General features: G+C 64.1%; 14 protein-coding genes and 1 tRNA gene. 11 read left to right on the forward strand and 4 right to left on the reverse strand.

Annotation, left to right across the window (positions count from 1 at the left end):
* Positions 1-51: 51 nt before the first annotated feature.
* The 3 genes from F3J10_RS10390 to recA are packed head-to-tail and all read right to left on the reverse strand — an operon-like array spanning position 52 to position 2,940.
* On the reverse strand, positions 52-684 hold the full coding sequence (locus F3J10_RS10390) for a hypothetical protein (RefSeq protein ID WP_161783257.1): 633 nt from the start codon (positions 682-684) through the stop codon (positions 52-54).
* A gap of 40 nt (positions 685-724) precedes the next feature.
* Positions 725-1,861: a recombination regulator RecX gene (recX, locus tag F3J10_RS10395; RefSeq protein WP_167242007.1), complete on the reverse strand. Its 1,137-nt coding sequence runs from the start codon at positions 1,859-1,861 to the stop codon at positions 725-727.
* On the reverse strand, positions 1,861-2,940 hold the full coding sequence (gene recA, locus F3J10_RS10400; protein WP_013699267.1) for a recombinase RecA: 1,080 nt from the start codon (positions 2,938-2,940) through the stop codon (positions 1,861-1,863). Before recA ends, recX begins: the two co-directional genes overlap by 1 nt.
* Positions 2,941-3,145: 205 nt before the next feature.
* Here recA and F3J10_RS10405 point away from each other — a divergent pair, with 205 nt between their 5' ends.
* From F3J10_RS10405 to F3J10_RS10425, 5 genes are all read left to right on the forward strand, one after another.
* On the forward strand, positions 3,146-3,889 hold the full coding sequence (locus F3J10_RS10405; RefSeq protein ID WP_013699268.1) for a response regulator transcription factor: 744 nt from the start codon (positions 3,146-3,148) through the stop codon (positions 3,887-3,889).
* Positions 3,890-3,911: 22 nt separating this feature from the next.
* A complete protein-coding gene (locus F3J10_RS10410) occupies positions 3,912-5,543 on the forward strand; it encodes a sensor histidine kinase (protein WP_025096948.1) in 1,632 nt (543 codons plus the stop codon).
* Between the two features lie 232 nt (positions 5,544-5,775).
* Positions 5,776-7,434, forward strand: a complete 1,659-nt coding sequence (locus F3J10_RS10415) for an MFS transporter (protein ID WP_166913271.1) — start codon at positions 5,776-5,778, stop codon at positions 7,432-7,434.
* A gap of 95 nt (positions 7,435-7,529) precedes the next feature.
* Positions 7,530-7,606, forward strand: a tRNA-Met gene (locus F3J10_RS10420).
* A gap of 145 nt (positions 7,607-7,751) precedes the next feature.
* Positions 7,752-8,798, forward strand: coding sequence for a site-specific integrase (locus tag F3J10_RS10425; protein WP_167242008.1), 1,047 nt, complete (start codon positions 7,752-7,754; stop codon positions 8,796-8,798).
* Here the strand turns inward: F3J10_RS10425 and F3J10_RS10430 are convergent.
* The gene (locus tag F3J10_RS10430; RefSeq protein ID WP_240155503.1) at positions 8,772-9,632 is read right to left on the reverse strand and encodes a hypothetical protein; all 861 of its coding nucleotides are present in this window, start codon (positions 9,630-9,632) and stop codon (positions 8,772-8,774) included. The two genes, F3J10_RS10425 and F3J10_RS10430, sit on opposite strands and share 27 nt — an antisense overlap.
* Before the next feature lie 222 nt (positions 9,633-9,854).
* Here F3J10_RS10430 and F3J10_RS10435 point away from each other — a divergent pair, with 222 nt between their 5' ends.
* From F3J10_RS10435 to trbJ, 6 genes are all read left to right on the forward strand, one after another.
* Entirely contained in the window at positions 9,855-10,088 is a 234-nt protein-coding gene (locus tag F3J10_RS10435) for a hypothetical protein (protein ID WP_167242009.1), read from the forward strand.
* Positions 10,085-10,702: a helix-turn-helix domain-containing protein gene (locus F3J10_RS10440; RefSeq protein ID WP_167242010.1), complete on the forward strand. Its 618-nt coding sequence runs from the start codon at positions 10,085-10,087 to the stop codon at positions 10,700-10,702. The genes F3J10_RS10435 and F3J10_RS10440 overlap by 4 nt, the downstream gene beginning before the upstream one ends.
* Positions 10,703-10,875: 173 nt before the next feature.
* A complete protein-coding gene (locus F3J10_RS10445; RefSeq protein ID WP_167242011.1) occupies positions 10,876-11,112 on the forward strand; it encodes a hypothetical protein in 237 nt (78 codons plus the stop codon).
* 4 nt (positions 11,113-11,116) lie between these two features.
* Positions 11,117-11,356, forward strand: a complete 240-nt coding sequence (locus F3J10_RS10450) for a TraK family protein (protein WP_161935148.1) — start codon at positions 11,117-11,119, stop codon at positions 11,354-11,356.
* Positions 11,357-11,685: 329 nt separating this feature from the next.
* Positions 11,686-12,048, forward strand: a complete 363-nt coding sequence (traJ, locus tag F3J10_RS10455) for a conjugal transfer transcriptional regulator TraJ (protein ID WP_167242012.1) — start codon at positions 11,686-11,688, stop codon at positions 12,046-12,048.
* Between the two features lie 85 nt (positions 12,049-12,133).
* Positions 12,134-12,907 carry a P-type conjugative transfer protein TrbJ gene (gene trbJ / locus F3J10_RS10460; RefSeq protein WP_205200238.1) on the forward strand — a complete coding sequence of 258 codons (774 nt, stop codon included), beginning with the start codon at positions 12,134-12,136 and terminating at the stop codon, positions 12,905-12,907.
* The last annotated feature ends 9 nt before the right edge of the window (positions 12,908-12,916 follow it).

A 12,916-nucleotide genomic window follows, 5' to 3' on the forward strand; every position in this document is an offset into this window, starting at 1 on the left:
AGTTGGATTAAAAGTCGATTGACAGTCGCTTCTTTCTACTGATGTTTCCGATCATTCGTGCGCGCTACCCGCGCCGTCGGGCACGGGTGGGCTCGCGCCGAGCCATGTCGGGATGAACGGCCGGCCCGCCGTGCGTCGCGCGCCGCCTCGTGAGCACCGCGCCACGCCGCTTCGCGCCGCATCACGGCCGGCCGCCCGCGCAGCACGCGAGCCGACGGCGAGCACGCGATCCGGGGATCGGGGCGTGATGCGCGGGAAAAAAACGGGGGAGAGGTGAGCGAGGTGGGCTCGGCAGGCGGGAATGGCGGCTTCGCTGCGACCGGAACAGAATGCCCGGCCGGACGACGCGGCGGCGTCGACGACATGGGGTTCGCGATCGGAGGTCATGCTGGGCCTGGGTTCATGGATCGGCTGTCCGCCCGGCTGCGTGACCTTCATCGAACCCGCCGCGCAATGCGGCCGACACGATGGAACGGTGACGACACCTCGCCGGCCGCCGCGCTGGTCGGTGATCGCCGGGACTGCGCCTGGCTGGCGCAACTGGCGTGACACGGGCTCGAATGACGGCATGCGGAAGGTTGAAGCCGAGTTGGAAAACCGGAGGATTTTAGCATATTGGGTATTTGTCGCGATGCCACGAATATCCGGTGTGACCCGCATTGGCAAGCGGATGCAGTGCAGCATCACGGGTCGGACCCGCGTGAGCGCGGCGCCCCGGCGAGCCTCAGAACTCGCCGAATTCGTCCTCGCCGCCCTTGAGCAGCTTGACGATGGTGGCGCTCGTGAAGCCGCGCGCGGCCAGGAAGCGCGCCTGTTTGGCGCGCTCGGCCGGCGTGCCCGGCAGGCTGCCGAACTTCTTGCGCCAAACCGCCTGGGCCCGGCCGAACTCGGTTTCGCGCAACTGCTCGCTGACCGATTCGACCAGTTCCGAATCGACGGCATGGCGCTTGAGCTCGCCGAGGATTCGCGCGGTACCGAGGCGCGAGGCGCGCCGGTGCACCAGGCTTTCGGTGAAACGCGCGTCGGACAGCCAGCCCTCGCGCTCGAGCGCGTCGAGCAGCGCCTCGGGATCGTCGCCCTCCTCCACATAGGGAGCGAGCTTGCGCGCGAGTTCGCTGCGGCTGTACTCGCGTCGCGACAGATAACCGAGCGCGCGGCCCTTCAGTGAGCGGGTCGGGCGCTCCCGTTCGGTGCGGCGCGATTCGCCTGCCGATTCGCCGGCCGGTTCGGTTGCCTGGCCGGAGGAAGCCGTCGAGGCATCGCGCTCGTCGAACGGGCCGCGCGGGCGGCGCCGGTTGCGGCGCGTGGCGTGCTCGCTGGTGCGGGAATACTGGTCGCCGTCGGCGTTTTCGAAGTGGGTGGGCGCGGTGGGCGCCTCGAAGGGATCGGGGGCGGCGCGGCGACGGCTCGACGATGCCGGGCGGCCGCCGGTAACGGGGGCTTGCGAAGCCGCGGGCCGCGGGCCGGCGGCTGCGTCTACCCGGCCGGCCGTCGGCTGTCGACGAGGCGACGATGAGGCGCCGGCATCAGCCGGAAAAACAGCCGGCGCTGCCCTGCTCGCCTCCCCGCGCACGGCACGCACGCTGCGGGCACGGATGCCGCGCGCAACGTCATGCGCATCGAAGGATTCGTCGGCATCGACCGAGTCGCTCGCGTACACGGGATCGGCCGCTGCCCGCCGCGGGCGCTGAAACGAAACGAGGGCATCGTCCGATGCCCTCGTTTCCGGGCGACCTGCCGGCCGCCCTTCGCGCGAAACCGGCGCCGGCCCGGGTCGATCGGCCTGCCCGCCGTCGCCCGCGCGAGGCTCGCGCGGCGAGGAGGCTGGCGAATCGTCCGGGCGGCCCCGGCTTCGACGCATCACTCTTCTTCGTCCAGGATCTCGGCTTCCGACTGGCCGGCGGCGCCTTCCTGCGGCATGGCCGCCACGCCGAGCGATTCGCGGATGCGGTTCTCGATCTCGAGCGCGATGTCCGGATTCTCGCGCAGGAATTCACGCGCGTTGTCCTTGCCCTGGCCGATCTTGTCGCCGTTGTAGCTGTACCAGGCGCCGGCCTTGTCGACGATCTTGGCTTGCACGCCCAGATCGATGATTTCGCCCTGGCGCGAGATGCCCTCTCCGTAGAGGATGTCGAAGATCGATTCGCGGAACGGCGGCGAGACCTTGTTCTTGACGACCTTGACGCGGGTTTCGTTGCCAATCACCTCGTCGTTCTTCTTGATCGAGCCGATCCGGCGGATATCGAGGCGCACCGAGGCGTAGAACTTCAGCGCATTGCCGCCCGTGGTGGTTTCCGGGTTGCCGAACATGACGCCGATCTTCATGCGGATCTGGTTGATGAAGATCACCAGGCAGTTCGTGCGCTTGATCGTGCCCGTCAGCTTGCGCAGCGCCTGCGACATCAGGCGAGCCTGCAGGCCCGGCAGCGAATCGCCCATTTCGCCTTCGATTTCGGCCTTCGGCACCAGGGCCGCGACCGAGTCGATCACGATCATGTCGATCGAGCCCGAGCGCACCAGCGCGTCGGTGATTTCGAGCGCCTGCTCGCCCGTGTCCGGCTGCGAGATCAGCAGCTCCGGCACGTTCACGCCGAGCTTGGATGCATATTGGACGTCGAGCGCGTGTTCCGCGTCGATGAAGGCCGCCGTGCCGCCGAGCTTCTGCATCTCGGCGATCACCTGCAGCGTGAGGGTGGTCTTGCCCGACGATTCCGGACCGTAGATTTCGACGACACGGCCGCGCGGCAGGCCGCCGACGCCGAGCGCGATATCGAGGCCGAGCGAGCCGGTGGAGACCACCTGGATATCTTCCTTGGCCTCGGCATCGCCGAGCTTCATGATCGAGCCCTTGCCGAACTGCTTCTCGATCTGGGCCAGCGCTGCCGCCAGCGCCTTGCTCTTTTCCGCGGTCATCCCGGCGCCTTTCTTGCTATCTTCCATGAATCGTCCTTTGCTATGATGAGCAGCGTCTGATTGGGGGGCACCGGGCCTAACTAGCCGTTAGGTGCACGAATGCAGACACTGTATAAAAAAACAGTGGTTTGTGCAAGCCCGAGTTGCGGGTTCCGCACAAGCCCACCCAGACCTTCCGGAGACACCCGCGCCGGCGCCTCTCCAGCGCGCCGCCGGCCGACGGCCACGCACCATGCGAATCCTGATTGCCGAAGATGACAGCATACTCGCGGACGGCCTGACCCGATCACTCCGCCAATCGGGCTATGCCGTCGATCACGTCAAGAGCGGCGTCGAGGCCGACACCGCCTTGTCGATGCAGACTTTCGACCTGTTGATCCTCGACCTCGGCCTGCCGAAGATGCCCGGTCTCGACGTGCTGCGGCGCCTGCGCGCACGCAACTCGGTGCTGCCGGTACTGATCCTGACCGCCGCCGACAGCGTCGACGAGCGCGTCAAGGGGCTCGACCTGGGCGCCGACGACTACATGGCCAAGCCCTTCGCCCTGAACGAACTCGAGGCGCGCGTGCGGGCGCTCACCCGGCGCGGCGCCGGCGGCGGCCCGACCGTGATCCGCCACGGCTCGCTGAGCTTCGACCAGGTCGGCCGGCTCGCCTACGCCAACGAGCGCGTGCTGGACCTGTCGGCGCGCGAGCTCGGCCTGCTCGAGGTGCTGCTGCAGCGCGTCGGCCGGCTGGTCTCGAAGGAGCAATTGGTCGACCATCTCTGCGAGTGGGGCGAGGAAGTCAGCAACAACGCGATCGAGGTCTACGTGCACCGGCTGCGCAAGAAGATCGAGCCGAGCGGCGTGCGGATCCTGACCGTGCGCGGCCTCGGCTACTGCCTGGAGAAGGCGGTGGCCGAATCGGGCGCCGCGGTCGCGCCCGAGGTGCCGGCCGCGCCGGAGCATCAGGCGCCCTCCTCGCCGCTGCGCTGAGGGGCCGCGCGAGCGCGCCGCCATGGCCACGCCGCTTCGTTCCGCCCGCACCAGCAAGCACGCCGCGCGCCGCCCGGCCGACGTGCGCGACGCGGAACGCGACGCCCGCTACGAAAACCCGTTTGCCCCGCCCGACGAGGGCGAATCCGCCGACACGGCGCGCCCGCGCTCGCTGTTCGGCGAGATCCTCGACTGGATGCTCGCGCCGCTGCTGCTGCTCTGGCCGATGAGCATCGCCGTCACCTACCTGGTCGCCAAGACCATCGCCAACGGCCCCTTCGACCGCGCGCTGGAAACCGATGCCTATGTGCTCGCGCGGCAGATCACGCCCGTCAACGGGGTGGCCGAGCTGGTGCTGCCCAAGGCCACGCTCGACCTGCTGCGCGCCGACAATGTCGACAGCGTCTATTACCAGGTGCTCGGCACGCGCGGCGAGCTGGTGGCCGGCGAGGCCGACCTGCCGCTGCCGCGCGACGACGACCGGCCGCCGCCCGGCGTGGTGCTGTTCCGCGACGACCTCCTTCGCGGCAACGACATCCGCGTCGCCTACACCACCGTCGCGCTGGGCGGCTCGAGCGGCTCGCAGCCGGTGCTGGTACAGGTCGGCGAAACGCTGGACAAGCGCAACGCACTGGCCAACGACATCATCAAGGGCGTGATCCTGCCGCAGTTCGTGATCCTGCCGCTGGCCATCGTGCTGGTCTGGTTCGGGCTATCGCGCGGGCTCGCGCCGCTGACCGCGCTGCAGGCCCATATCCGCAACCGCCGCCCCGACGATCTCTCGCCCGTCGATCCGCAGCGCGCGCCGCCCGAGATCGAGCCGCTGGTCACCTCGTTCAACGACCTGCTCGGCCGGCTCGAACAGAACATCGCGCTGCAGAAGCGCTTCATCGCCGATGCCGCGCACCAGATGAAGACGCCGCTGGCCGGGCTGCGCACCCAGGCCGAATTCGCGCTGCGTCACGAGGTGCCGGACGAAGTCGCGCGCTCGCTGGAGCAGATCGCCACCAGCTCCGGGCAGGCCGCGCGCCTGGTCACCCAGTTGCTGGCGCTGGCGCGCGCCGAGAACCGCGCGAGCGGCCTGAGCTTCGAGCCGGTCGATCTCGCCGCGCTGGCGCGCGTGACCGTGCGCGACTGGGTGCAGGCCGCCTTCGCCAGGCGCATGGACCTCGGCTACGAAGGGCCGGACGACCAGGACGTTCAAGCGCCGGCGCCCATCATCGACGGCCATGCCGTGATGCTGCGCGAGATGCTCGGCAACCTGATCGACAACGCGATCCGCTATACGCCCGAGGGCGGCCGGATCACCGTGCGCCTGCATGTCGAGCCCGGCGTGCGGCTCGACGCGACGGGCGCCGTGGTGCGCGCCTTCGACAATGCCGGCGCCGGCCAGGCGGGCGTCGCGCATATCGAGGTGGAAGACACCGGCCCCGGCATTCCGGCCCACGAACGCGGCCGCGTGCTCGAACGCTTCTACCGGATCCTCGGCCGCGACGGCGAGGGCAGCGGGCTGGGCCTGGCCATCGTGCGCGAGATCGTCACCCAGCACGGCGGCGCGCTGGCGATCGACGATCACGTCTACCAGGACACGCCGCACCTGGCCGGTACGCTGGTGCGCGTCAGCTTCGCGCTGCGCGAGGCCGCCCCGGAATAACCCTGAGGCGAGCGCCGCCGGCCAGGCCTGCAAGGCGCCGTCTGCGATGTTTCCGGAACATCGCCTATCGATCGCCGACGTTCACCAAATTTTCGCCGAACAAGCGGGAATCACTCCCGACAAACCCTGATCCCCGCTCCAGTCAGACCTCCGTAAGTTTGCCCGCCAATAATCGACGCCAGTTCGTCAGGATGGCGAACCGACACCGATATCAAGATTCAGGAGACGACTCATGGCGACTGTAGGCGGGCACATCTCGCACTCGCCGATGACGAGCGACGAAAAACGCGTGATCTTCGCGTCCTCGCTCGGCACCGTGTTCGAGTGGTACGACTTCTATCTGGCCGGCTCGCTCGCGGCCTACATCAGCAAGAGCTTCTTCTCCGGCGTCAATCCGACCGCCGCCTTCATCTTCACCCTGCTCGGCTTCGCCGCCGGTTTCGCGGTGCGCCCGTTCGGTGCGATCGTGTTCGGCCGGCTCGGCGACATGGTGGGCCGCAAGTACACCTTCCTGATGACGATCGTGATCATGGGCATCTCGACCTTCGTGGTCGGGTTCCTGCCCGGCTACGCCACCATCGGCATCGCCGCGCCGGTGATCTTCATCGCCATGCGGCTGCTGCAGGGGCTCGCGCTGGGCGGCGAATACGGCGGCGCGGCCACCTACGTGGCCGAGCATGCACCGGCCAACCGCCGCGGCTTCTACACCGCCTGGATCCAGACCACCGCGACGCTCGGCCTGTTCCTGTCGTTGCTGGTGATCGTCGGCGTGCGCACCCTGGTGGGCGAGGAGAGCTTCGGCGCCTGGGCCTGGCGCATCCCGTTCATCGCCTCGATCCTGCTGCTGGCCGTGTCGGTCTGGATTCGCATGCAGCTGAACGAATCGCCGGTGTTCATGCGCATCAAGGCCGAGGGCAAGACCTCGAAGGCACCGCTCACGGAAGCCTTCGGCCAATGGCGCAACCTGAAGATCGTGATCCTCGCGCTGGTCGGGCTGACCGCCGGCCAGGCGGTGGTCTGGTACACGGGCCAGTTCTACGCGCTGTTCTTCCTGACGCAGACGCTGAAGGTGGACGGCACCACGGCCAATATCCTGATCGCCGTGGCGCTCTTGATCGGCACGCCCTTCTTCCTGTTCTTCGGCTCGCTGTCGGACCGGATCGGCCGCAAGCCGATCATCCTGGCCGGCTGCCTGATCGCCGCGCTGACCTACTTCCCGCTGTTCAAGGCGCTCACGCACTACACGAATCCGGCGCTGGAAACGGCCACGCAGAAGGCGCCGATCACCGTGATCGCGAACCCGGACGAATGCTCGTTCCAGTTCAACCCGGTCGGCACGGCGAAGTTCACGACCTCCTGCGACGTCGCCAAGGCGGCCCTGTCGAAGGCGGGCCTGAACTACGAGAACGTGGCGGCGCCGGCGGGCACGCTCGCGCAGATCAAGGTGGGCGACATCGCGGTGGACACCTACGACGGCAAGGCCGCGGACGCCAAGGCGAAGGCCGGCGCGTTCGACAAGACGCTGGCCGCGACGCTCAAGGGCGCCGGCTACCCGGCCAAGGCCGATCCCTCGCAGATCAACTGGCCGATGGCGATCGTGGTGCTGACCATCCTGGTGATCTTCGTGACCATGGTGTACGGGCCGATCGCGGCGATGCTGGTGGAGATGTTCCCGACGCGGATCCGCTATACCTCGATGTCGCTGCCCTATCACATCGGCAACGGCTGGTTCGGCGGCTTCCTGCCGGCCACCGCGTTCGCGATCGTGGCGGCCAAGGGCAATATCTACTCGGGGCTCTGGTATCCGATCGTGATCGCGCTGGTGACCTTCGTGATCGGGCTGCTGTTCGTCAAGGAGACGAAGGGCTCCAACATCTACTCGCAGGACTGAGGCTGGGCCGGGCGGGCGTCCCGGCCGCTTCGTGAAAATTCTTCGACAAAGTTGTTGACAGGGTTCTGAGCCTTCTGCATAATCTTTCTTCTGTTGGCGAATTAGCTCAGTCGGTTAGAGCGACGGAATCATAATCCGCAGGTCCGGGGTTCGAATCCCTGATTCGCCACCAAATGCGAAACCCCGGTAGATCTCTGATCTACCGGGGTTTTTCACTAAGGGCTCTGCGGCTTCGCTGCGAGCCCTTTTTCTTTTACCGGCCCCTCGCGGTGCAAATTCGGTGCAATACGCGGTGCAGACCTCAAGGAAGGAGCACCATGGCAGCACTGACAAAAACCCCCTCTGGTACCTGGAAAGCAACCATCCGCCGCGTTGGTTGGCCGACCGTCGCCAAGACGTTCCGCACGAAGCGCGATGCCGAGGATTGGGCCCGACGCACCGAGGACGAGATGGTGCGCGGCGTGTTCATTCAACGCGCGCCCTCGGAAAAGACCACCGTAGCCGATGCGCTCGACCGCTACGAGCGAGAAATCGTTCCCACCAAGAAAGCCAGCACGCAACGCCGCGAAGGCGCGCGGATTCGCGAGCTTAAGGAGCACTTCGGCAAGTATTCGCTTGCGGCGGTCACGCCGGACCTCGTGGGCCGGTATCGAGACGACCGATTGGTTCAGGGCAAGGCGAACAACACTGTCCGCCTCGAACTCGCCCTGCTCGGCCACCTATTCAACGTGGCGATCAAAGAATGGCACATCGGGTTGATCTTCAACCCTGTCTCGAACATCCGTAAGCCCAGCCCCGGCGAGGGGCGAAATCGCCGTCTGTCGGGCCGCGAACAAGCAACGTTGCTTGCAGCCGTCGATGAGCACACCAACCCGATGCTGGGCTGGATCGTGCGCCTGGCGATCGAAACCGGCATGCGGCAATCCGAGATACTTGGCTTGCGCCGTGGTCAGGTCGATTTGGAACGCCGCGTCGTGCGGCTCACGGACACCAAGAACAATGCAGCTCGCACAGTGCCGCTGACCAGGCTCGCGGCATCAGTCCTGCAAAACGCTCTCGCCAACCCCGTCCGGCCAATCGACACCGACCTGGTGTTTTTTGGAGAACCAGGCCGCGACAAGAAACGGCGCGCGTACCAGTTCACGAAGGTCTGGAACGGGATCAAGAAGCGTACAGGGCTGATCGATTTCCGTTTTCACGATCTGCGTCACGAGGCCGTTAGCCGGCTTGTTGAAGCCGGCCTGAGCGACCAGGAAGTGGCCTCGATCAGCGGGCACAAATCGATGCAGATGCTCCGGCGATATACACACCTACGCGCGGAAGACCTTGTTGCAAGGCTAGACAAGCTTCAAGCGATAAGATGACAGTGCAACCAGCCATGCCATGTGGCGAGCCATCCATGGCTCGCCCTCAACTGAATTCAACATCGCGAGAAACGGGTTTTCTACGTAACCCTGCACATCGAAGGGCTGCCCAGCCGAATACTGCGCCTCTATAGCGCTTACATAGTCGGGCTCTGACCAGACCCGATCAAGCTCGATGCCTATCACGTAAGTCGCCAGATCGTCCCAAATATCAATGGATCGGAACCATGGCGACAATTCGGCCATGGCCAACCTAATGCACTGATAAAGCGCGATACCGTCAGCCGGCTCTCCGGCGATGCCAGCCCGCTCAAGCCGATAAAGCGCAATGGCGCGACCGAGGTCCTCCGCTTCAATCCCCGCATCGCAGCGCGAATCGCACCATACCTTCATTTCGAGCTCGGCGACCACCTCGGCAAAGTTCGCATTCGGTCCCCATGTGCGCCCATCCATCGGGTAGAGGTCCCATAGCTTCAGCAACGCTCCTTCATGGCCCCATAAAGCTTGCCATAGTCTGGCTGGGCCATCCGCGAACAATTCGCTCACGCTCTGGCGACAGTCAGATCGCCGTTCCGGGTACTCAACCTGAATCTCTCGGCCACGCCGAGGATGGTCGACAACGCTGTAATAGCGGTCGTCTGGAAACAGTTCTTCCAGATGAGCAACTGCCTCCGCAGCCAGCGCGACACTGCCAGCGAAATTCTTCCGCCACTTGCCGGATTCCTCAGTCTCCCAAGGCCGCAAGGGATGCCGCTGCCGCATGGTCCCATCGAACCAGCGAGAAAACTGATTTGCGTTCACCGCACAAGAGACACGCACCAGCAGCTCGTTCAACGCTGCAACGGTACGGACACGGTCGCGCACGCGTGCCTGACTGTCTTTGACTGATCCACGCGGCCGGCCACGTCTTGGCCGGACAGGCACAGCACTCAACGTTGTCGAAAAAGCGATGGGCATCGGCGAACTCGCGGCGAATTTCTTTTACCGCCCAATATAGCTGAGTTCAGCGAAAACTAGCGATACCAAACGTAACTTGCATATGCATCCGGAGCTACCGTGACAACGACGCTTGACGCATTGAAGGAGCGATATTCCGTATTGCTAACGCTGGATCAGCTCGCGGAAATTCTCGACCGCAGCCCTGAAGGCCTGCGCATCAGCTTGAGCACGTCGCGCGCCGATTGGGCACGTCACATCAACGCGACGAAGGTGCACATCGGACGCCGGATCTACTTCCGTACCGAAGCGATCGCGAAGTTAATCGACGAGCAGTTCTCGGTGCAGCCATGAAAACCAACGTCATGCACGAGCAAGGCGACCTGTTCCGCGCGGAGACGACGTGGTTCCACGTGTTCCACTCGATGATCGAAACCGGCGACATCGCTCGCATGGGACCGTATGCAGTAACGGTCTACCTCGTTATCAAGGCCCACACCAACTTCAACACCGGGCGGTCATTCCCAGCAATCGACACCATTTCCGACGAATCCGGAATCAGCCGAAGCCAAGTCATCCGCGAGCTAAAGACGCTTGAGGCATTCGGCTACATCACCAAGACCCGCGACGGCCGACGCAACGAATATCGGCTGCGCGAGAAGGTATGTATCCGTCAAGAGGGAGCCGATCGGCCGATCGCCGTGGCGACATGGGATTACCTCCCCTCGTCGGTTCAAGCCGCACGGGCCGACCTGCAAAACGTATTGCTCTCGGGTGACTTCGCTGGATCGAGGATCGTTCAAATCGAACGACTACAGGTCAACGTCACGCACGCGAGCGGCAACGCCGTCGTGTTCAACGCTCAGGACATCGCCTGCCTGCCGCAGGACATGCGAGACATCCTGATGTCGCTGCGAACGAAGATCGAGGCTCGACGGCACGAGGAAGTTACACACAGCTCAGGCTGATACGTGTCTGCCTGACACCCGACATATCCACATTGGTGTCCGGCAGATACCGATTGGCAGCGAATCAGTGTCAGCCGGACACCCTAACAAGATAGATAAATCTATTTAACAAGAAGCGCAGCAGCCAGCAGCAGGCTGTGGACAACCTGCGAAACCTGAATTGAGGGGCGCACATGAAACGACTCACCGTCACCGTGAGTGACAAGACGGCCACCGAACTCGACGAGCTCGCGAAGCTACTCAACGATCACCATGAATCCGTCGACCGGTATAGCAGTCACGGACGCCTCACCCGAGCGAGCCTTCTTGCCATGCTCGCTGAAGATGCCAGCCTGGTAGTCAGTCGGCCGGGAAGCTGGGAAGGGGCCAACATGGCCGATGTTCTGTCGTCTCACGGTTACACGGTCTGATGCCATGAAAACACTATCCGAGCGCATAGCAGAGAGGGCGCTGAAGCGCGCCGTTGGTCGCAATGCAAGGAACCGCGCAGCGTTTCTTCTCATGCGCACTGAAATTCAGGCAGCCATCGATGACGGACATTCGCTGATGAGCATCTGGGAGGCACTGGTGGAGGAAGGACACATCCACTACGGCTACCAGGCTTTCCGAAGATACGCCGACGAGCTGACGCGCAGTCAGGAAGTGGCCCGGTAATGGTCAGCAACCTTGCTGCATTCGGCCATTGCCTTCTTGGAGTCGAACAAAACAGGTCTTCTTTCGACCAATGCGGCATTCGCACGTTGTTCTTTCGATTGATCGAAAGGGATATGGCAAATCAACACCGACATGTCAATCGCGGAAAGGTCCGGTCTCATTTCGAAAGCGGTCGCATACCGGGCAGGATAGGTGAAGTTAGCTAACCGGCAAGCCGGCTATCTATCTTCACTCCCCTTATTCGCGCCCTCGGCGCTCAACGGGAATCCTGCTCTGCGAGGCAGCGGCTACCGCCGCTCAGTGCCGGGTCACACCGGCTTGGAGAAGCGATGAACGACGAGAAAAAGATGACAACGCGCAAGCATGGTCGTCACCTCCGCGTGCCCGTCTTGCCCGACGAAGAGGCGGCGATAAAGCGCAACGCGGCGGCCACTGGCTTGAGCATCGCCGCCTACTTGCGCAACGTGGGTGTGGGCTATGAGGTTCGCGGCATCCTCGATCTCGTTCACGTTCAGGATTTGGCCCGAGTCAATGGCGACCTCGGTCGCCTCGGCGGCCTGTTGAAGCTCTGGCTGACGAACGATGAGCGGACGGCCGGATTCACGCCAGCGACCATCCGCGCCCTGTTGGCGAAGATCGAGACCACGCAGGACGAATTGCGGGCCGTCATGAGCCGGATAGTACGCGGATGAATTTTTAGCCGCTAAAACGGGCTGCCGCATCGCTACTGATGTTCGGCTCACGGCGCGGCGTCTCATCAATCGAAGGAGAAGCAAGATGCGTAGAGCAACACGCCCGGCCAAGTTGGTATTGGCTATCGGAATCGCAGCAGCATTCGGTGGTCCGGTGCATGCCGGCATTCCAGTGATCGACGCGACGAACGTTGTGCAAACGACGATCAGTGCCATGCAAAACGTGGCGGCGGTCGCGAAACAGATTCAGCAGTACGAGACGCAGTTGCAGCAATACCAAAACATGCTGCAAAACACACTCGCGCCGGCTGCCTACGTGTGGGATCAGGCGAACCAGACCATCGGCAAGCTCCTGCAAGCACAGGACACGCTGAACTACTACAAGAACCAGGCCGGGAGCATCGACGGCTATCTGTCGCGTTACCAAGACGTGGCCTATTACCGCTCGTCGCCGTGCTTCACCTCGACTGGCTGCACAGACGCGCAGCGGCAAGCCTTGCTTGATGCGCAAGCGAACGGCTCTGAGGCGCAAAAAAAGGCGAACGATGCCGTGTTGAAGGGCGTCGATCAGCAGCAACAAACGCTTTCGACAGACGCCGCGAACCTTCGCTCGCTGCAATCGCAGGCGACGAGCGCCCAAGGTCAGATGCAGGCGCTGCAGGCAGCGAACCAGCTCGCTAGCGCGCAGACAAACCAGCTCCTGCAAATCCGGGGCATGCTGACAGCGCAGGCAACAGCGGCCGCCACCCGCGCACAGGTTATTGCAGATCGAGAGGCCCAGCAGGCGGCATCGGCAAAGCAGCTTCGTGATGGCAGCAACATCACCACCCCGACACCGAAAAACTGGAGCTTTCAATAAGGGGGCGAC

Origin of the sequence: Burkholderia sp. Cy-637, assembly GCF_011753175.1 — a bacterium.
Classification (GTDB): Bacteria; Pseudomonadota; Gammaproteobacteria; order Burkholderiales; family Burkholderiaceae; genus Burkholderia; species Burkholderia gladioli.

Coding starts and splice junctions, on each gene's coding strand:
- F3J10_RS10390 (WP_161783257.1), bottom strand. CDS start 684: ATGCTGCACTGCATCCGCTTGCCAATGCGGGTCACACCGGATATTCGT.
- recX (WP_167242007.1), bottom strand. CDS start 1,861: ATGCGTCGAAGCCGGGGCCGCCCGGACGATTCGCCAGCCTCCTCGCCG.
- recA (WP_013699267.1), bottom strand. CDS start 2,940: ATGGAAGATAGCAAGAAAGGCGCCGGGATGACCGCGGAAAAGAGCAAG.
- F3J10_RS10405 (WP_013699268.1), top strand. CDS start 3,146: ATGCGAATCCTGATTGCCGAAGATGACAGCATACTCGCGGACGGCCTG.
- F3J10_RS10410 (WP_025096948.1), top strand. CDS start 3,912: ATGGCCACGCCGCTTCGTTCCGCCCGCACCAGCAAGCACGCCGCGCGC.
- F3J10_RS10415 (WP_166913271.1), top strand. CDS start 5,776: ATGGCGACTGTAGGCGGGCACATCTCGCACTCGCCGATGACGAGCGAC.
- F3J10_RS10425 (WP_167242008.1), top strand. CDS start 7,752: ATGGCAGCACTGACAAAAACCCCCTCTGGTACCTGGAAAGCAACCATC.
- F3J10_RS10440 (WP_167242010.1), top strand. CDS start 10,085: ATGAAAACCAACGTCATGCACGAGCAAGGCGACCTGTTCCGCGCGGAG.
- F3J10_RS10445 (WP_167242011.1), top strand. CDS start 10,876: ATGAAACGACTCACCGTCACCGTGAGTGACAAGACGGCCACCGAACTC.
- F3J10_RS10450 (WP_161935148.1), top strand. CDS start 11,117: ATGAAAACACTATCCGAGCGCATAGCAGAGAGGGCGCTGAAGCGCGCC.
- traJ (WP_167242012.1), top strand. CDS start 11,686: ATGAACGACGAGAAAAAGATGACAACGCGCAAGCATGGTCGTCACCTC.
- trbJ (WP_205200238.1), top strand. CDS start 12,134: ATGCGTAGAGCAACACGCCCGGCCAAGTTGGTATTGGCTATCGGAATC.